This window comes from Burkholderia stabilis, assembly GCF_001742165.1.
Taxonomy (GTDB): domain Bacteria; phylum Pseudomonadota; class Gammaproteobacteria; order Burkholderiales; family Burkholderiaceae; genus Burkholderia; species Burkholderia stabilis.
The window spans coordinates 380,461-398,246 of the sequence record NZ_CP016444.1 but is presented as its reverse complement, the minus strand read 5'-3'; the positions used below and the strand labels follow the sequence as shown (position 1 = coordinate 398,246).

Sequence of the window (17,786 nt, the reverse complement as noted above, 5' to 3'; positions counted from 1 at the left end):
TACCTCCGTTTTCACACATCGACTCGAACCGGATCATGAACCCGAGACACTCCGCGATTTTCGTCGCGCTTACCGCTGCCGCGCTGTTCGGCGCCGCGACACCGCTCGCCAAGGTGCTGATCGGCGCAATGTCGCCGTTCATGGTTGCGGGCCTGTTCTATCTCGGCAGCGGCGTCGGGCTCGGCACGGGAATCCTGCTGCGCCGACTGCACAACCGTCGCGCTCCGGCCGCCGCCGCGCCGATGCAGCGTGCCGACCTGCCGTGGCTGGCCGGCGCGATCGCGGCGGGCGGCGTGGCCGGTCCGGCGTTGCTGATGCTCGGGCTGTCGAGCACGCCCGCTGCGACGAGCGCGCTGTTGCTCAATCTGGAAGGCGTACTGACGGCCGTCATCGCGTGGGTCGTGTTTCGCGAGAACGTGGATACGCAGGTGTTCCTCGGGATGGTCGCGATCGTCGCAGGCGGCACGCTGCTGTCGTGGACGCCGGGGCACGCCGGCGTGCCGGTCGGTGCGCTGCTGATCGTCGGCGCATGCCTGTGCTGGGCGATCGACAACAACCTGACCCGCAAGGTCGCCGCGAACGACGCAATGGTCATCGCGTGCGTGAAAGGGCTGGTCGCCGGGCCCGTGAATATCGGCATCGCGCTGGCGACCGGGGCGACGCTGCCTGCCGTACCGGTGACGGCCGCTGCGATGCTCACGGGGCTCGGCGGCTACGGGATCAGCCTCGTGCTGTTCGTCGTCGCGCTGCGTCATCTCGGCAGCGCGCGCACGGGCGCGTATTTCTCGATCGCGCCGTTGTTCGGCGTCGTATTGTCGCTGCTGATCTGGCCCGCGCTGCCGCCCGCGACGTTCTGGATCGCCGCCGCGCTGATGGCGCTCGGCATCTGGCTGCACGTGCGTGAACGGCACGAACACACGCATGCGCATGAGCGGCTCGAGCATACGCACCGGCATCGGCACGACGAACACCACCAGCATGCGCACGACTTTCCCTACGACGGCAACGAACCGCACACGCATCCGCACGTGCACCTGCCGATCACGCACAGCCACGCGCATTTTCCGGACATTCATCACCGGCACCGGCATTGATTGCGTGATCGTGATGAACGGCAGACAGACGCGCAGCATGCGACGCATGTCGCAAGGTGACCGTTTATGGGACGTGCGCCGAAGCGTGCGCCCGTGCATTCCATCACCGCTCGATCGCGGCGGCGGCAGAAGATGCGGGCCTAGTCTTCCGTCTGGATCAACCGGATCAGCGAACCGTCCGGATCGATCAGCGCGCCGACCATGCCGCCCCACGCTTCGCGTGTCGGCCGGTGTGCACGCGGCCAGCCGGTCGCTTGCTCCGGAATGCCGGCCGCGAGCACGTCGTCGAAGAACGCGCCGACATGCGCGAGCCGGAAGCAGCAACTGAACCAGCTCGTCGCCGGATCGAGTTCGGGGTGCGGAAAGAATTCCAGCAACAGGTCGCCACGCTTGAGGATCATCCAGCCGTCGTCGCGCCAGGTTTCGGTGAAGCCCAGTTTTTCGTAGAAGCGGGACGTGGCTTCGAAGTCGCGCGACGGCAGGTTGGGGCTCGCAATATCGGTCAAGGCGTTTCTCCGGTTGGCGATGCGATGAAACGATCGGGCAGCACGAGCCGCCGTGGCCGCTATCGCGCGGGAGGAAAACAGAAACCGAAATCCTCGCAGCCCGGGCATCCGGGGCAGGCCCCGGCGGCACGCCGAGCGAGGCCGCGACTTCCTGCGCGAGGAATCGCTTCCAGCGCAGGTGGGCGACGTTGCGTGCTGCGAGCGCAGGGAAGTAACGATCGAGCATCGCGGAAACCGCATCGCGTCCGTCAAGCCCGAGGTCACGCCACAGGTGATCGGGACGCAGGCACGCGTGCGCGATGATCGACGCGAGACAGTCGGCGTCGTCGCGGGCGACGGCGGGATTCGCGTCGCCCATCAGCCGCGCGTGCAGCGTTGCGACGAATGCCGAGTGTTCGGCTGGCAACAGCGCCATCGCGATGGTCGGCGCGAATTCGGCGGCATCGGTGGCAGGCAGGCGTGGAAATTGCCGGGCCAGCAGGCCGGTCAGTTGGCCCGGTGACAGGCCGAGCAGCGAGAGTTCATTGCGGCACGCGCGCGCCGCAACGAGGGTGCCGAACAGGCGTGCATCGGAAGAATCGCTGCTGTTCGTTGCGGACAGCAGCGCCTGCAATGCCGGTTCGGACGCGGGTGTCATCGTGCGCACCCGCATGACGGCCGGGCTGCACGATCCGCGCGTATGCGCGGCTTGAAGCAGATCGCCATCGCGATCGTCACGCGATCACTCGACGCCGACGATCACGCTCGATGCCTTGAAGATCGCGGATGCGGCGGTGCCGCTCGCGAGGCCGAGACGATCGACGCTGTCGTTGGTGACGATCGCGACGATCTCTGCGCCGCCTGTGGCCTTGATCACGACTTCCGAATTGACGGCGCCTTTCGCGACCGACGCCACGGTGCCTGCGACGCAGTTGCGGGCCGATACCTTGCTGCTGTCGACGTCGACCATCACGATGACCGACGACGCCTTGACGAGCGCGAACGCCTTCGAGCCGGCCGCGAGGCCCAGCGAAGCCGCGCTGCCGTGCGTGATCACGGCGACGATGTCGAGGCCGTCCTGCGTGCGCAGCGTGATTTCGTCATTGACTGCGCCGGGTTTGACGGCGCTGACCTGACCGGCGAAGTGATTACGGGCGCTGGTTCGCATGATGAATCTCCGGAGTGGGTGTCGCTGCCGGACCGGCAGCGAAAGATGAATGGAATGCATCGGCGAGTTTACCGCCAATGCGGGCGCTCGTCGCCCTCCGGATGCTATGTCGCGAATCAGGAAAACCCCTTTGTACAAGGCGTTTTTCGACGTCGGCGTTATATACCGAACTCTATGACGCTCGCGCGATTACTCGTTCACCGCGGGTGTCGAAGCGGCGCGCGCGGCGTCGGGCCGGGCATCCTGCGCGGTCGCCGCATTGTCGCCGTCCCACCCGCCGCCGAGCGCGAGGAACAACCGCACCTGATCGGCCGCGACTTGCCCTTCGGCTGCGGCGACTTGCGCCTGCACGCTCGTGAGCGTGCGCGTCGCATCGAGATCGGAGATGAACGATTCGCGGCCGGCCGCGTAGAGGCGGTGCGTTTCGTCGGCGGAATTGCGCGCCGATTCGTAGGCCGTGCGCAATGCGTCCGTGCGCTGCACGTCGGCGGCATAGGTCGCGAGGCTCGATTGCGTTTCGCGCAGCGCGTTCAGCACGACGCCGTCGAAGCGCGCGAGCGCACCGCCCGTCGCGGCCTCGGCTTCCCGCACGCGCGCGCGCTGGCCGTTGACGGGGAACGACCAGCTGATCAGCGGTCCGAACGACCAGCGATTCGTGTTGGACGAGAACAGGTCGGCGGCGACGCCGACCGAGCCGGCCGACGCGCCGATGCTGATCGACGGATACAGCGCGGCGGTTGCTACGCCGATGCGCGCGGTCGCGGCGGCGAGCTGCCGCTCGGCTTCGCGCACGTCGGGGCGGCGGCGCAGCAGCGCGGCGCCGTCGCCGATCGGAATCGGCTGGCGCAAGTGCGGCAGGCGCTCGCATTCGGCGACGGCCTTCGGCAGGTCGGCCGGCGAGCGCGCGAGCAGCGCGGCGAGCTGGTATTGCGCGACCTTGCGGCGGCCTTCAAAGCGCGGGATGTCGGCCGCGAGCGTGCGCACCTGCGTCACGCCGCGCGTCACGTCGGTCTGGTTGCCGCGCCCGGCGTCGCGAAGCCGCTGCGACAGTGCGACGCGCTGCTTCTGCAGCGCGAGCGACTGTTTCGCGATCGCCAGCTCGTCGCCGGCCGAGCACGATTCGACGTAGGCGCGCACGACGTCGGCGACGACCGTGATGCGCGCCAGGTCGCCGGCTGCCTTCACGGCCTCGCTGTCCGCGCGCGCGGCTTCCACGCCGCGCCGCAACTTGCCGAACAGGTCGATCTCGTACGACACGTTGATGCCGACCGTGCCTTCGTTGACGACCGGCAGCTTGTTTTCGAGCAGGTATTGTTCGGCCGACTCCTGCGCACGCTGCACGGCTGCTTCCGCGCCGCCGGAGAACCCGCCCTGCTGGCTCGCGACTTCCAGCGCCGCGCGCGAGCGCGCGAGGTTGGCCGCGGCGACGCGCAGGTCGGTGTTCGATTTCAGCGCATCGCGCACGAGCCCGTTGAGCACGGGATCGTCGTACAGCTGCCACCAGTTGCCGGGCACCGCGTTGCGCGACACGAGCGCGCCGTTCGCATCGTCGAGCGCATGATTCGCGAGCGGCGCGTTGACGTACGCCTGCTGCGGCAGCGTGTAATCGGGGCCGACGGACTTGCATGCGCCGAGTGCGAGCGCGAGCGGTGCGAGCGCCGCCGCGAGGCGCAGATCGTGCCGCTTCATTGCGATGCTCCCGCCGCGCCGGAGGCAGCTCCGGAAGTTGTCGACGCCGACGCCGACGCCGACGCCGCTGCCGGTGTCGCGCTTGCTGCCGCCGCGGAAGCACCGGCCGCAGGCTTCGCCTTGTCGTCGCGGCGCGCATCGGGCGAACGCATCGCGACGGTCGCGGTGCGGCCCGCGATCATCCGGAAGTCGTCGGGCACCTCGTCGAGCACGACGCGCACCGGCACGCGCTGCGCGAGCCGCACCCAGCTGAACGCCGGGTTCACGTTCGGCAGCAGGTTCGCGCCCTGCGTGCGGTCGCGATCCTCGATCGCGGCGACGATGCTCTGTACATGGCCGCGCAGCGGATGCGGCTCGCCCATCACGACGATGTCGACCGGCTGGCCGATATGGATGCCGCGCAGCTTGGTTTCCTCGAAGTAGCCGTCGACCCGGAACGAATTGCGATCGACGACCGACAGCACCGCACGCCCGGCCGGCACGTATTCGCCGACGCGCGGCGCGCGGTCGTTCAGGTAGCCGTCGACGGGGCTGACGATCGTCGTGCGCTGCAGGTTCAGCTTTGCGGTGTCGAGCGACACCTGCGCATCGGCGACGGCGGCCTCGCCCTGTTCGACGCGCGTGCGGCTTTCCTCGACCTGTTCGCTCGCGACCAGGTTGCCGAGCTGCAGGTTGCGCGCGTATTCGCGCTTCGCCTGGGCCAGCGTCGCGCGGCGTTGCGCGAGCGTCGCTTCGGCGAGCCGTTCCGCGAGCGTGTAGCGGGCCTGGTCGATCACGAACAGCACCTGGCCGCGCCTGACCTCCTGGTTGTCGGCGACCTGCACCGACGTGATGAGACCCGACACGTCCGGCGCGACCTGGATCACGTCGGCGCGCACGTGACCGTCGCGTGTCCACGGCGAGAACATGTAGTAGTTGATGATTCGCCACAGCACGAGGCCGGCCACGACGACGACGATCAGGGTGAGCAGGATTTGCCCTGCCGAGAGCCAGGTTTTTTTCACGTTAGGTAGCCACGAGATGGTGGGAAACGATCACGACGACGGCAAATACGAACACGTAGATGCCGAGGTCGAAGATCGAACGGTGCCAGACGAGGCGGTAGAAGCCGACGCGCTCGAGCGCGGCGCGCACGACGATGTTGATCAGGTAGGCGATCAGCATCAGCACGAGCGGAGCCGGCACGAATACGCCGAAGATGTCGATTTCGCCGATCATGGTCGCGCTCGGAAAGACAGGTTGGAAAGGCGGATCATGCGCGCGCTCCGTTCGGCGCCTGCGGCGCTTGCCCGGCCGCGGCCGGATACAGCGACAGGCGCAGGCCGACGAGCGCGTGCAGCGTGTCGCGCAGCCGGCGGTGCGTCGCCGGCGTGGCAGGCGCGGCAGGCGTTGCGCCGTCGTCGGCCGGTGCGACGCCGGGCGGGTGGTCCGGCAGGTTGCGGCCGGCCACGCGGTGCAGCGCGTCGTCGATCGTCGCGAGCAGCGCGGGCGGCGCCGGCTGGCGTGCGTTCGCGGCTGCGCAGCGCGTGTAGTGATCGGTGACGCCGGCCAGCACGCGGTCGATCGCGTCGGGTACGTCGCCCGACAACCGGCGGCGCGAGCGGCGCAGGTCGAGCGCGTTCAGCGCGATGCGCAGGTCGCGGAAGCTTTCGATCGACGGGTGGCGGTGGTCGTCGGATGCGCCGAGGCGCGGCAGTAGCTGCGTGACGCGGTCGAGCATCCGCGACGCGTGGTTGCGCTGGTCGTCGAGCGGCTGCGTCGACGCGGAGCGCGCGACATCTTCCCAGCCCGAACGCAGCAGGCGCCGCACCGCGAGTTCCGCGCCGAACGGCCGCGTCGCGCGCGTCCACACGTACGCGAACAGCAGCCCGGCGACGCCGGCGAGGTTGCTGTTCAGGAACACGAAGAAATCGGCCTCGTATGCGCTCTGGATGCTGATGAAGGTGGCCGTGTTGACCGCGACGAGCATCGTCACCATGTTGAACTGCGGGCGCGGCAACAGCGTGCCGATCAGGATGAACGGGCCGGCGAACATCAGCACGAGCATCGCGAAATCGTGCACGTGCGGCAGCACGACGAACAGGTACAGGCCCGCGAACACGACGCTCGCGGCGGTCGACAGGAAGAACTTGAACACCAGCGGCGCCGGCTCGTCGAGCGCGGCGAAGAAGCTGCACGACACGGCCACGAGCGTGACGGCCGCGGCGCCGTCGTGCCAGCCGGACGAGATCCACAGCCAGCATGCGAATACGATCGCGAATACGACGGTCAGCGTCGAGAACAGCATCATCCCGCGATCGAAGAAGCGTTCGGTGCCGCCGAGCCGCCAGTGCCGGTAGCGCGGCTGCCAGACGCCCGATTCGTTCGCGATCAGCGCGCGCAGCGAGCGGCAGTCCTGCCAGATGTCGATGACCTGGCGCAGCCGCCACAGCGCATTCGACAGCAGTGCGCCGTCCCAGCTCGCCAGCGCGCTGTCGGGCGGCTGCAGCGCGGCGATGCGCTCGCGCAGGTTCTCGGCGACCGGATCGTGGGTCATGTCGCCGTCGGTGCCGGTCTTCACGGCCGGCAGCGGCGCGTCGAACCACTTCGCGGCGTCGGCCAGCAGTGCGTCGAGCGCGGGCGGCCGCACGTGCAGGTCGCGCATCAGCGCGATCAGCGGATCGGCGAGTGACGACATCAGCGGCAGGAACAGCTGCATGCGGCCCGCGAGCGCCTGCGCGCGCGCGAGGATGCGCGGATGCGCGTGGTCGTAGCCCAACTGGCTCAGCAGGAATTCGAGGCCGGTGATGGTCGCCGCGAGGCGCTGACGGCACGCGGACAGCGCCTTGCCGGCGAGGTGCCCGGACAGCGTCTCGCGGCCGTAGAACGCGGCGTCCTTGAACCATGCGTCGGTGCGCTCGATCAGCGTCGGCGCGAGCCGGTTCGGGAACACGGCGCTGCCGACCACGCTCGCGCACACGATGCCGAGCACGATTTCCTCGGTGCGCGCGATCGCGACGTCGAACACGGTGGACGGATCGGTGACGGTCGGCAGTGCGATCAGCGGCATCGTATAACCGGCGAGCATGAACACGTAGCTGCGCGCGGTGCGGTCGGAGATCGCGAGGTACAGTAGCGTGCCGCACCACGTCGCGACGATGACGCTGAACAGGAGCGGCGTCTCGACGAACGGCGGCACGAAGAGGATCGCGGCGGCCGCGCCGAGCGCGGTTCCGAGCGCGCGATACAACGCCTTCGAGCGCGTCGCGCCGACGAACGGGTTCGACACGATGTAGACGCTCGCCATCGCCCAGTACGGTCGCGGCAGCTGGAAATACAGGCCGAGGTACAGCGCCAGCATCGCTGCGGCGAACGTCTTGCCCGAGAACAGCCAGTCGCGAAGGCTCGGGTAGGTCATGATGCGGAATCGGCGGCGTGGGAGGGGTGCGCCGTGTCGGACGCGTTGAAGGCGTTCAGCACGCGCAGCGTCGTTTCGAGATCGGCGCGCGTGACGCCCTTGAGTACCTGCGCGCGCAGCACGCGCAGGTCTTCTTCCATCTTCGTGGTGACCGCGCGGCCGGCGGGCGTCAGCGAGATCGTTTTCGCGCGGCGGTCGTACGGATCTTCGTCGCGCCGCGCGAGGCCCGCTGCGCACAGCTGGTCGAGCAGGCGCACGAGCGACGGCCCTTCGATGCCGACGTGTTCGGCGAGCGTGCCCTGCCGCACGCCTTCGCCGAGGCGGCCGGCGATCAGCAGCGGCGTCGCGCAGGCTTCGGACACGTTGTATGCGTTCAGCACACCGTCGCTGGTACGGCGCCATTTGCGCGCGGACAGCACGAGCAGGCTGCTGACGGCGAGGCGGAGATCGTGCAGATTGGTCATGGGCGAGATGATAGGGGCAAAACAGTTCGATAGCAAACTATCGGTTTTTGTCACCCGGATGACACATCGCTCGGGCACGGTCGGCCCGTCTGAAGCAATTTAGGCGGCGCGCCGGAGATGGTCAACCTGTAAGGTGGGCCTACGTGAACAGCGCGCGGCAGGCGCGGCTATATTGAATGGTCAGACGAGAACCGCCCGACACGGCAGGCCGCGCATGTCAGGCACACGCGAAGCAAGGGTTCGGGAAAACCGGCTTCGCGAAACGGCGCGCGGCGTGCATATTAGGGACATTGCAATCGCATCGGAGGCTTCGCACGTGTCAACCTCATCCTCCCGGCCCGCCGCCGCGTCGATCGACGCGTGGCTCGGCAAGACCGAAACGCTCGGCGACGACATCACCGCGTTCCCGTTGAATGCGCTGGCCGCCACGCTCGATCGCGCGTCGCCCGGCGACGTGGTGCCGCCGATGTGGCACTGGCTCTACTTCCTGCCCGTCGCGCCGCTGGCCGACGTCGGCCCCGACGGCCACCCGAAGCGCGGCGGCTTCCTGCCGCCCGTGCCGCTGCCGCGCCGCATGTGGGCCGGCGGCCGCCTGACGTTCCATGCGCCGCTGCGCGCGGGGCACCGCGCGACGCGCGAATCGACGATCGAGAATATCGAGGACAAGACGGGCCGCAGCGGCCGGCTCGTATTCGTGACGGTGCAGCACCGGATCGAGTGCGACGGCGCGCTGTGCGTCGAGGAGGAGCACGACATCGTCTATCGCGACGCGCCGCAGCCGGGCGCGAGCGCGCCGAAACCGATCGCGGCGCCGACGGGCGAAACGTGGTCGCGCACCGTCACCGCCGACGCCGTGATGCTGTTCCGTTATTCGGCGCTGACCTTCAACGGTCACCGCATCCACTACGACCGCAGCTACGTGACGCAGGAGGAGGGCTATCCGGGGCTCGTCGTGCACGGGCCGCTGATCGCGACGCTGCTCGTCGATCTCGTACACCGCGAGCGGCCCGACGCGATGCTCGCGAGTTTTGCATTCCGCGCGGTGCGCCCGACGTTCGACGGGCAGCCGTTCACGCTGTGCGGCAAGCCGTCGGATGACGGAAGTACGATCGAGCTGTGGGCGAAGGATTGCGATGGCTGGCTGACGATGCAGGCCACTGCGACCGTGGTGTGACGGGGCGACAGGTCGAAATCCTGCACGATTCGCGCCGGGCGCGCCGATTGCACCAGGACAATATTGTCGGGATGAATTTCCGGACGGCCATGCGGCAGCCACGCCGTTGACATCGAAATGAGACGGGCCGAGGCGCCGGCAGGCCGGCGCGACGCATTCCGCATGTAACAAGACGCCGTCGCACGGCAGTGCGGCGGCGTTTTTATTCGGGGCGAGACGACTTGACTGCCGCGCGCGCGTTCAACCCGGCAGCGCTGCAATGGCGAGCACGGCCTTGACCACCTCGTCCTCCATTCCCTTGATATCGGACGGGAAGCGGTTGCGCTGCGGGATCAGCACGCTCAGCCCTTCGATCTGCGCGGTGATCAGCGCCGACCGGCGCGCGAGGTGAAGCGGCGTCAGGCCGGGATTCACCGCCGTGACGAAGCCCGCGATCATCTGGCGCTGGAACAGGTACGAGTCTTCCATCGCCTGCCGCGCGAACTCGTGCGCATGCGCGAGCGCCCAGATGTTTACGAACAGGCTTTGCGTTCTCGGCAGCTTCGCATCCTCGATCAGCATCCGGACCACTTTCTCCAGCCGGGCTTCGGGCGACAGGGTCTCGTCGGTCCTGACGCTGTCGTAAGTCTTCGAATACTCGGCGATGGTCTCGCTGATGATCGCCGCGAAGAGATCCTCGCGCGAAGGAAAGTAGTGCTGCAGGTTCGACAGCGCGAGCCCCGCGCCTGCCGCCACCTTGCGCATCGTCAGGCCGCCGTAGCCGTCGACGATGAAGATCTCGATCGCGCTCTCGAGAATGCGGCCGACCGTATTGCGCCCGCGCTGGGTCAACGCGCGCGGGACGTCGCCGGCGGCGGTGTCTGAAGCGGGTTCCGCACGAATGTCGTCAGGGCTCGCCGATTTCGGTTCCATCGAAGTATCTCCTCCAGCAGGCAACGCATGCCCGGGTCTTGCGGATAGTCAGGCGAATTGTAGGTTATTCGACCTAGTGGCTCAAGCTGAACGGGTTCCGTCCGCGCGCCGGGTGGTTCGGCGCGCGTCGCTGCTGCCTGTCTGCGCACGTTTCACCGGGCTCTCGATCACCGATTTGCAAGGCCTCACACGTGTTTTTGCCTCGTCCGGCAGGTGCGATTTCCCATGCTTCGCCTGTCATCGCGCCTTGGGCGCAAGCCATCGGAACGTAATACCGATCATTAGGTCGTTCAACCTATAAATTCAGGATGACGGGATGGCTGGCTGTGCTCGCCAACCGTATTGAAGTGGCCCGGCGACAGGCCGGTAGACGCCGATAGACGAATGAAATGTTCATTAAACTCGAGAAAAACCGATGATTTGATCCTGATCGGTAACAGCATGCGGCCTTTTGCATGTGAGGGTTTCACCCGACTTGAGACATCGATTGGCCGTGCGTATAACGCTGACTAGGTCAAATGACATAATATGGAGGTGTCAGTCATGACAGAAGATCAATCCCCCGGCGTGACCCGTCGCACCTTCCTGCGGGGAGCCGGTTCGGCGCTTGCGGCGTCTGCGCTGGCGGGCACCGCGATGGCTCACGGTTTGATGGACGCACCGGGCAACGCGGTGCCCGCCGGGCCCGAGTCGAAAAAGGTGGCGTCCGGCGCGCGTTACGACGTGATCGTCATCGGCGGCGGGTTCGCCGGCCTGACGGCCGCCCGCGATTGCGCGTTGCGCGGAATGAAGACGCTGCTGCTGGAGGCCCGCTCGCGCGTGGGCGGGCGCACGTTTACATCGTCGTACGAGGATCACCGGCTCGAACTCGGCGGCACGTGGATCCACTGGACGCAGCCGAACGTGTGGAACGAGGTGTCGCGCTACGGGCTGGGCCTGGTGGAAAGCGCGGGCGCGAGCCCCGACCGGCTGACGTGGCGTTCGGGCGCACGCGTGTTCAACGGCGACGTCGCGAAGGCGTTTCCGATCCTGGCCGATGCGATGGCGAAGTTCTGCGACGTGGACGGGATGGGCGGCCGGTCGGTATTTCCGCGGCCCTACGATGCGTCGTTCAACGAGCAGGGCGTGCGGAAGTTTGCCGGCATGTCGCTGAAGGACCGGCTCGACGCGTTGAAATTCGCGCCGGAAGCCGACGGCCTCATCAGCGCGCAGCTCACGACGCTCTGCAATCGCGATCCCGCGTCGGGCGCGTTTGTCGAGCACCTGAGGCTGATGTCGCTGGTGAACTACGACATGGGGCTGCTGTTCGACTGCTCGCGCTACAAGATCGAACAGGGCATGTCGGGTCTCGCGCATTCGATCATCGCCGACGGCCGCGCGGACGTGATGCTGTCGGCGCCGGTCGCGAAAGTCGAGCGCCAGCAAACGAAGGTGATCGTGACGACGACTGCCGGTGCGCAGTATTCGGCGGGCTCGGTCATCTGCACGGTGCCGGTGAACGTGCTGAAGACGATCGAATTCTCGCCGCCGCTCGATCCGCGCAAGCTGCAGGTATCGAAGGCGGGCGTCGCCGGGCAGGGCGCGAAATGCTACGTGCACATCCGGCAGAAGATCGGCAAATGGATGGGCTGCGGCGCGTTCCCGAACCCGATCACGATGACCTGGACCGAACAGGAGCGCGACGACGGCACGCTGCTGGTCGCGTTCGGCCCGCCCGGGCTGCTCGACATCAACGACGAACAAGCCGTGCAGAAGGCGCTGCGCACGATCCTGCCCGGCGTCGACGTTGTCGCGACGACCGGCTATCAGTGGACCGCCGATCCCTATTCGCAAGGCACGTGGTGTTTCTACCACCCCGGGCAGATGGAGAACGCGCTGACGCCGCTGCGCACGCGCGAAGGCGCGATTTTCTTCGCCAGCGCCGACAGTGCACTCGGCTGGCGCGGCTTCATCGACGGCGCGATCGAAAGCGGCACGCGCACCGCGCAGGAAGTCCACGCGTTTCTCGACCAGGGCTGAAACATGAATCGCCTCTCCGTTTTCCTCGCGGCCGCCGCGGCGTCGCTCGTCGCGCTGCACGGCACTGCGATGGCCGAACCCGGTTGCGCGCCTGAAGCCGGCCGGCACGTCTTCGCGACCAAATGCGCGATGTGCCATGCCGCCGACAAGTCGCAAGGCACGATCGTCGGCCCGAACCTCTTCGGCGTGTTCGAGCGGCCCGTCGGCAAACTACCGGGCTTTACGTACAGCCCGGCGCTTGCGGCGTCGGACGGCACATGGGACGCGAAGGCGCTCGACCTGTTCCTGAAGGCGCCGGCCGTGGCGAAGCCCGGCACGTCGATGCCGTTTGCCGGCATCAGGAACGACGCCGACCGCGCGTCGACGATCTGCTACCTGAAGGCACTGCGCTGACGTTCGCTACACCGTCACGCCACTTTTATCCACGAGGACATTCATGTCGATACTCAAAGAGGACACCCCGCGCCGGGTGCTGCTGGTCCACGCGCATCCGGAGCCGCAATCGTTCACGTCGTCGATGTTTCATGCGGCGCGCGACGTGCTGCTGCAGGCCGGCGACGAGGTCCGGACCACGGATCTCTACGCGATGAACTTCAATCCGGTGGCGAGCGCGTCGGACTTTCTCGCGCGCGACAACCCGGACTATCTCGTTTATGCGAAGGAACAGCGGTCTGCGCGCGACAACGGCGTGCTGGCCACCGATATCGACGAGGAAGTCGACAAGGTGCTGTGGGCCGATCTCGTGATCCTCAACTTCCCGATCTTCTGGTTCTCGGCGCCGGCGATCCTGAAAGGCTGGATCGACCGTGTCTTTCTGTCGGGCCCGTTCTACGGCGGCATGCGCTTTTACGATCGCGGCGGGCTGAAGGGCAAGCGCGCATGGGTGACCGCGACCCTCGGCGGACGGCCGCACATGTTCGGAAAGGATGCCGTCCATGGGGACATCGACGCGATGCTCGCGCACCTGCTGCGAGGCACGCTCGGTTACGTCGGCTTCGACGTGCTCGAGCCGTTCTTCGGCTATCACATTCCGTATCTCGACGATGCCGCGCGCGCGGCGATTTTCGACGCGTTCCGGCATGACGTCGCGAACTGGCGCACGCGGCCGACGTTGTCGTTTCCGTCGCTCGACGATTTCGACGAACACCTGCATCCGCGCACCGCGTCCGGCGCGGCGCCGTGCTGAATCGTGCGCGAGCGCGGACGTATCGCGGCGTTTGCCGACCTCGACCTTCAACGTTTTCTGTATCGGAGCACATGATGCGCAACCCAACCTCGCCCGACACCGCACGCTTCGCCGGCTGGAGCGCCATTCTCGGCGCGTTGCTGATCTACGTCACGGCCGGCCTGTCGACGATGGCGACAGGCGTGGACACCGAACGCGTGTTTCGCGGCGTCGACATGCTGGCGCTGCCCGCCGGAGCGATCGACGCATTCAGGTGGGCGATGTTTGCGGACGTGTTCGGGTTCTATCTTTCGTTCGTGCCGGTCGGCGTTTATCTGTGGCACTCGTTCGATCAGGAATCCGGAGCGAAAGGCGTGACCGCGCTGATCGCGCTCGCGATGTTCGTGACGCTCGGCGTGTGCGGCGCGGCGTTGCAGATCGCGGCGATCGGCCCGCTGTCCGACGCGTATGGGCACGGCACGCCCGAAGCGAGGACGGCGGCGGCCGTGTCGTGGACGACGATCGCGCACGTCGCCCAGCGCGGGCTCTGGTGGTTCGAAGGGCCGGTGATGTGCTTCTGGATGATGACGACGGGCCGCCGGTTGAAACAGGCGGCGTGGGGCGGCGGCAGTCTGCTGCGATTCCTGGCGGTGCTGGTCGGCGCGTTCTTCGTGTCGGGTCTGTTTCCGCCACTCGGCGGCGTGACGGCTGGCATCGAGATGGCGATCGTGGTGCTTCTGCCGCTGTGGATGATCGGGTTCGGCGTTCAGGTGCTGCGCCGTGCCGGCGGCAGGGCAACCGCCGCCGGTTTCGCGCGGAGCGGCGGCTAGACGCGACATGCGCATCGCCCGCCGCCCGGTAACGGACGGGACGGCGGGCGACGCAATGGATGCCGTTTATGGGAAGCAGGAGCGGCGGCCGCGCCGGCCGTTCAGGAACGCGTATCGGCGGATGGCAGCAGCGCGGCGAAGCGGTCCGCGAGCGTCGGGCGCGATCGTGCGGGCCAGATCGCGCTCAGTTCGAAATTCGGCAGCGCGGCGCCGTCGCGAATCGGGCTGTACGCGACCCCGTCGAACGCGAATGCGTGGATCGAGCGCGGCAGCAGCGACACGCCGCACCCGGCGGCGACGCACGCGACCACGGTCAGCGTGCGGTTCACGTCGAGCACGATGTCCACCGGATGCCCGGCCTGGCGGAACGCGCTCAGGATGCCTGCGCGGATCAACGGCAGTTGATCGTGCGGAAACCACACGAGGCCGGCCGCGGCGAGATCGCCCAGCGTGACCGTGCCGTCGGGCTGGCGCGGGAAATCCTTCGGCAGCACCGCGACGAGCGGATCGCGGCGGATCAGCTTCTCGCGCATCCTGCCGTTGACCGCAACCGGCGTATGCAGCAGCCCGATGTCGATCTCGCCGCGCTCGAGTGCGATCGCCTGCTCGGCATTGCTCATCTCGCTCATCACGAGTTCCACGTCGGGCGCGCTCTCGCGTAGCGCGCGGATCGTGCGCGGCAGCGTATCGAACAGTGCGGCGCTGACGAAGCCGATCGTCAGGCGCCCGGCGCGCTGCGCGCCGATCTCGCCGGCCCGGTGCGCGGCGGCGTCGAGCCGCGCGACGCTCAGGCGCAAGTCGTCGACCATCGCGAGCCCGGCCGGCGTGAGCGTCGCGCCGCGCCTCGACCGGTCGAACAGCCGAACCCCCAGCTCCTTTTCCATCCGGTTCAGCGCCTGGCTGAGCGCGGGTTGCGCAATCCCGAGCTCGCTGGCGGCGCGCGTGAAGCTGCCGGAATCCGCGATCGCGAGGAAGTAGCGGACGTGCCTGATTTCCATAAGCGTGTGTTATGAATAATTATTCGAAACATAGTAGCGAATTATCCAAATGATTCATAGGATGCTCATCGGGCGTCGCCGTTGCGGGCGGTGCTTCCGGTAGCGGCGCGACGATGCGGCGCACGGCGACGACACGAGGAGACCTCCGTTGAACTGGACGCGCGAACTATCGACGACCGAACGGCGCACGTTGCGCGGCTGTTTTGCCGGCTGGGCGCTCGACGGGCTCGACACCCAGATGTTCAGCCTCGTGATCCCGGCGCTGCTCGCGACCTGGAGCATCGGCAAGGGGCAGGCCGGACTGATCGGCGGCGCGACGCTCGTGTCGGGCGCGCTCGGCGGCCTGCTGGCCGGCGTGATCGCGGATCGCTACGGGCGTGTGCGGGCCCTGCAGATCACCGTGTGCTGGTTCTCCGCCTTCACGTTCCTGAGCGCGTTCGCGCAGAACTTCGAACAGCTCCTGATGCTGAAGGCGCTGCAGGGGCTCGGCTTCGGCGGCGAATGGACCGCGGGCGCGGTGCTGCTCGCGGAGACGGTCGGCGCGCGCCATCGCGGCAAGGCAATGGGCGTCGTGCAGAGCGCGTGGGGATTCGGCTGGGGCGCGGCGGTGTTGCTGTACATGATCGTGTTCGCGTGGCTGCCGCCCGAATGGGCCTGGCGCGCGTTGTTCGCGATCGGCGCGCTGCCGGCACTGCTGGTGCTGTATATCCGCCGCGCGATTCCGGAGCCGCCGCGCGCACAGCCGACGCCCGCGCAGGCGGACGATGCGCCGACGGTCGGCATCTTCGACCGGTCGGTGCTGCGCGCGACGATCGTCGGCGGCCTGATCGGCGTGGGCGCACACGGCGGCTATCACGCGATCACGATCTGGCTGCCGACCTATCTGAAGACCGAGCGGCATCTGTCGGTGCTCGGTACCGGCGCGTATCTCGCGGTCGTGATCGTCGCGTTCATCTGCGGCTGCTTCGTCAGCGCGTATCTGCAGGACCGGCTCGGCCGGCGCCGCAACGTGATGCTGTTCGCCGCGTGTTGCGCGGTGATGGTCAACCTGTACGTGTTCCTGCCGCTGAACGACATTGCGATGCTGCTGCTCGGGTTTCCGCTCGGCCTGTTCTCGGCCGGCATTCCGGCGACGCTCGGCACGCTGTTCAACGAGCTGTATCCGCAGAACGTGCGCGGGCGCGGCGTCGGCTTTTGCTACAACTTCGGCCGCATCGTGTCGGCGGGTTTTCCGGTACTGGTCGGGCGCATGGGCGAATCGCTGCCGCTCGGCACGGCGCTCGGCATCGATGCAGGCATCGCGTACGGGCTGGTCGTGATCGCGGTCTGGTTCCTGCCGGAAACGCGCGGGCGCCGCCTGCCCGACCCGGCCGCCGGGCCGGGCGCCGACGCCGACGCGCACGCCGGCGCATCGCTGTAGTTTTCGTCTTTCGTTCATCCCGCCGCCCGCCACCCGTTACCCGGGCCGGGCAACATCTTGCAGGCAGTCGTCATGGATCGAGCAGTGAATCCGCCGGTCGAACCGGTTTCATCGGCGCCGAACGCGGCCGCGTGGTACGCATCGACGGGCGCCGTCGCGGCGGTCGACGCACATGCGCACGTGTTTGCGCGCGACTTGCCGCTCGCGCCGGTCGTGCGTCATGCGCCCGACTACGACGCGTCGCTCGACGCGTACGTCGGCCATCTCGCCGCGCACGGCATCACGCACGCGGTGCTGGTGCAGCCGAGCTTTCTCGGCACCGACAATGCCTTCTTCGTCGACGTGCTGCGACGCTACCCGAGCCGCTTTCGCGGCGTCGCGGTCGTCGATCCCGGGATCGACGACGACGCGCTGGGCGCGCTGGACCGCGCGGGCGTCGTGGGTATGCGGCTCAACCTGGTCGGCCTGCCGATCCCGGATTTCGGCGCGCACGCGTGGCGCGCGCTGTTCGCGCGCATCAACGCGCTCGGCTGGCACGTGGAGATCCATCGCGAGGCGGCCGATCTGCATGCGATCGCCGCGAGCCTGCTCGCGCAGTCGTGCACGCTCGTGATCGACCATTTCGGGCGCCCTTCGCCGTCGCTCGGCGAGCGCGATCCCGGTTTCCGTCACCTGCTGTCGCTCGCCGACACCGGGCGCGTGTGGGTCAAGCTGTCGGCTGCGTATCGCAACAGCCTGTCCGGCGCCGGCACCGATGCGGCGCTCGGCGCCGCGCAGGCGCTGCGCGCGGCGTTCACGGCCGAGCGGCTGGTCTGGGGCAGCGACTGGCCGCATACGCAGCATCGCGAGCGTGTCGATTTCGACGCGACCCGCGCGGCGCTCGAACGCTGGCTGCCCGATCCCGACGAGCGCACGCGCGTGCTGCGCGACGCACCGAGAACCCTGTTTCGTTTCGACCAATGAGGCCTTGC

General features: G+C 67.8%; 17 protein-coding genes and 1 pseudogene. 8 read left to right on the top strand and 10 right to left on the bottom strand.

The window, feature by feature from the left end; genetic code table 11:
* The first annotated feature begins 35 nt into the window (after positions 1 to 35).
* The gene (locus BBJ41_RS34420) at positions 36 to 1,094 is read left to right on the top strand and encodes a DMT family transporter (RefSeq protein ID WP_069750794.1); all 1,059 of its coding nucleotides are present in this window, start codon (positions 36 to 38) and stop codon (positions 1,092 to 1,094) included.
* A 140-nt stretch (positions 1,095 to 1,234) separates the two neighbouring features.
* Here BBJ41_RS34420 and BBJ41_RS34415 read toward each other — a convergent pair whose 3' ends face one another.
* The 8 genes and pseudogenes from BBJ41_RS34415 to BBJ41_RS34380 all read right to left on the bottom strand — a co-directional run bounded on the left by BBJ41_RS34415 (position 1,235) and on the right by BBJ41_RS34380 (position 8,297).
* Positions 1,235 to 1,600 (bottom strand): bleomycin resistance protein, encoded by a 366-nt coding sequence (locus BBJ41_RS34415; protein ID WP_069750793.1) that lies wholly within the window; start codon positions 1,598 to 1,600, stop codon positions 1,235 to 1,237.
* 59 nt (positions 1,601 to 1,659) lie between these two features.
* A pseudogene (locus BBJ41_RS39955) lies at positions 1,660 to 2,237 on the bottom strand (nitrogen fixation protein NifQ).
* Between the two features lie 84 nt (positions 2,238 to 2,321).
* Positions 2,322 to 2,747: a TOBE domain-containing protein gene (locus tag BBJ41_RS34405; protein WP_069750791.1), complete on the bottom strand. Its 426-nt coding sequence runs from the start codon at positions 2,745 to 2,747 to the stop codon at positions 2,322 to 2,324.
* Between the two features lie 189 nt (positions 2,748 to 2,936).
* Complete coding sequence (locus BBJ41_RS34400; protein ID WP_069750790.1) at positions 2,937 to 4,436, bottom strand: efflux transporter outer membrane subunit; 1,500 nt, start codon at positions 4,434 to 4,436, stop codon at positions 2,937 to 2,939.
* Positions 4,433 to 5,440, bottom strand: coding sequence for an efflux RND transporter periplasmic adaptor subunit (locus tag BBJ41_RS34395; protein ID WP_069750789.1), 1,008 nt, complete (start codon positions 5,438 to 5,440; stop codon positions 4,433 to 4,435). Before BBJ41_RS34395 ends, BBJ41_RS34400 begins: the two co-directional genes overlap by 4 nt.
* Position 5,441: 1 nt before the next feature.
* The gene (locus BBJ41_RS34390) at positions 5,442 to 5,654 is read right to left on the bottom strand and encodes a DUF1656 domain-containing protein (protein ID WP_069750788.1); all 213 of its coding nucleotides are present in this window, start codon (positions 5,652 to 5,654) and stop codon (positions 5,442 to 5,444) included.
* Positions 5,655 to 5,688: 34 nt separating this feature from the next.
* Positions 5,689 to 7,833 (bottom strand): FUSC family protein, encoded by a 2,145-nt coding sequence (locus tag BBJ41_RS34385; protein ID WP_069750787.1) that lies wholly within the window; start codon positions 7,831 to 7,833, stop codon positions 5,689 to 5,691.
* Complete coding sequence (locus BBJ41_RS34380) at positions 7,830 to 8,297, bottom strand: MarR family winged helix-turn-helix transcriptional regulator (protein ID WP_069750786.1); 468 nt, start codon at positions 8,295 to 8,297, stop codon at positions 7,830 to 7,832. The genes BBJ41_RS34385 and BBJ41_RS34380 overlap by 4 nt, the downstream gene beginning before the upstream one ends.
* A 316-nt stretch (positions 8,298 to 8,613) precedes the next feature.
* On the opposite strand from BBJ41_RS34380, the gene BBJ41_RS34375 reads away from it, so the two are divergent.
* Positions 8,614 to 9,471, top strand: a complete 858-nt coding sequence (locus tag BBJ41_RS34375) for an HTD2 family dehydratase (RefSeq protein ID WP_069750785.1) — start codon at positions 8,614 to 8,616, stop codon at positions 9,469 to 9,471.
* Between the two features lie 240 nt (positions 9,472 to 9,711).
* On the opposite strand, the gene BBJ41_RS34370 is transcribed toward BBJ41_RS34375, so the two are convergent.
* Entirely contained in the window at positions 9,712 to 10,383 is a 672-nt protein-coding gene (locus BBJ41_RS34370; protein ID WP_069750784.1) for a TetR/AcrR family transcriptional regulator, read from the bottom strand.
* A gap of 543 nt (positions 10,384 to 10,926) precedes the next feature.
* On the opposite strand from BBJ41_RS34370, the gene BBJ41_RS34365 reads away from it, so the two are divergent.
* The 4 genes from BBJ41_RS34365 to BBJ41_RS34350 all read left to right on the top strand — a co-directional run bounded on the left by BBJ41_RS34365 (position 10,927) and on the right by BBJ41_RS34350 (position 14,397).
* A complete protein-coding gene (locus BBJ41_RS34365; protein WP_167362244.1) occupies positions 10,927 to 12,402 on the top strand; it encodes a flavin monoamine oxidase family protein in 1,476 nt (491 codons plus the stop codon).
* Between the two features lie 3 nt (positions 12,403 to 12,405).
* Entirely contained in the window at positions 12,406 to 12,795 is a 390-nt protein-coding gene (locus BBJ41_RS34360; RefSeq protein WP_069750782.1) for a c-type cytochrome, read from the top strand.
* Between the two features lie 43 nt (positions 12,796 to 12,838).
* The gene (locus BBJ41_RS34355; RefSeq protein WP_069750781.1) at positions 12,839 to 13,588 is read left to right on the top strand and encodes an NAD(P)H-dependent oxidoreductase; all 750 of its coding nucleotides are present in this window, start codon (positions 12,839 to 12,841) and stop codon (positions 13,586 to 13,588) included.
* A gap of 74 nt (positions 13,589 to 13,662) precedes the next feature.
* On the top strand, positions 13,663 to 14,397 hold the full coding sequence (locus BBJ41_RS34350; protein WP_069751450.1) for a hypothetical protein: 735 nt from the start codon (positions 13,663 to 13,665) through the stop codon (positions 14,395 to 14,397).
* Positions 14,398 to 14,498: 101 nt separating this feature from the next.
* Here BBJ41_RS34350 and BBJ41_RS34345 read toward each other — a convergent pair whose 3' ends face one another.
* A complete protein-coding gene (locus BBJ41_RS34345) occupies positions 14,499 to 15,395 on the bottom strand; it encodes a LysR family transcriptional regulator (RefSeq protein WP_069750780.1) in 897 nt (298 codons plus the stop codon).
* 148 nt (positions 15,396 to 15,543) lie between these two features.
* On the opposite strand from BBJ41_RS34345, the gene BBJ41_RS34340 reads away from it, so the two are divergent.
* The gene (locus BBJ41_RS34340) at positions 15,544 to 16,815 is read left to right on the top strand and encodes an MFS transporter (protein ID WP_069750779.1); all 1,272 of its coding nucleotides are present in this window, start codon (positions 15,544 to 15,546) and stop codon (positions 16,813 to 16,815) included.
* A 72-nt stretch (positions 16,816 to 16,887) separates the two neighbouring features.
* Complete coding sequence (locus tag BBJ41_RS34335) at positions 16,888 to 17,778, top strand: amidohydrolase family protein (RefSeq protein ID WP_069750778.1); 891 nt, start codon at positions 16,888 to 16,890, stop codon at positions 17,776 to 17,778.
* Positions 17,779 to 17,786 lie beyond the last annotated feature (8 nt).

Excerpts from the sequence above, each read along its gene's own strand:
- BBJ41_RS34420 (WP_069750794.1), top strand. The coding sequence starts at position 36 with ATGAACCCGAGACACTCCGCGATTTTCGTCGCGCTTACCGCTGCCGCG.
- BBJ41_RS34405 (WP_069750791.1), bottom strand. The coding sequence starts at position 2,747 with ATGCGAACCAGCGCCCGTAATCACTTCGCCGGTCAGGTCAGCGCCGTC.
- BBJ41_RS34400 (WP_069750790.1), bottom strand. The coding sequence starts at position 4,436 with ATGAAGCGGCACGATCTGCGCCTCGCGGCGGCGCTCGCACCGCTCGCG.
- BBJ41_RS34390 (WP_069750788.1), bottom strand. The coding sequence starts at position 5,654 with ATGATCGGCGAAATCGACATCTTCGGCGTATTCGTGCCGGCTCCGCTC.
- BBJ41_RS34385 (WP_069750787.1), bottom strand. The coding sequence starts at position 7,833 with ATGACCTACCCGAGCCTTCGCGACTGGCTGTTCTCGGGCAAGACGTTC.
- BBJ41_RS34380 (WP_069750786.1), bottom strand. The coding sequence starts at position 8,297 with ATGACCAATCTGCACGATCTCCGCCTCGCCGTCAGCAGCCTGCTCGTG.
- BBJ41_RS34370 (WP_069750784.1), bottom strand. The coding sequence starts at position 10,383 with ATGGAACCGAAATCGGCGAGCCCTGACGACATTCGTGCGGAACCCGCT.
- BBJ41_RS34365 (WP_167362244.1), top strand. The coding sequence starts at position 10,927 with ATGACAGAAGATCAATCCCCCGGCGTGACCCGTCGCACCTTCCTGCGG.
- BBJ41_RS34360 (WP_069750782.1), top strand. The coding sequence starts at position 12,406 with ATGAATCGCCTCTCCGTTTTCCTCGCGGCCGCCGCGGCGTCGCTCGTC.
- BBJ41_RS34355 (WP_069750781.1), top strand. The coding sequence starts at position 12,839 with ATGTCGATACTCAAAGAGGACACCCCGCGCCGGGTGCTGCTGGTCCAC.
- BBJ41_RS34350 (WP_069751450.1), top strand. The coding sequence starts at position 13,663 with ATGCGCAACCCAACCTCGCCCGACACCGCACGCTTCGCCGGCTGGAGC.
- BBJ41_RS34345 (WP_069750780.1), bottom strand. The coding sequence starts at position 15,395 with ATGGAAATCAGGCACGTCCGCTACTTCCTCGCGATCGCGGATTCCGGC.
- BBJ41_RS34335 (WP_069750778.1), top strand. The coding sequence starts at position 16,888 with ATGGATCGAGCAGTGAATCCGCCGGTCGAACCGGTTTCATCGGCGCCG.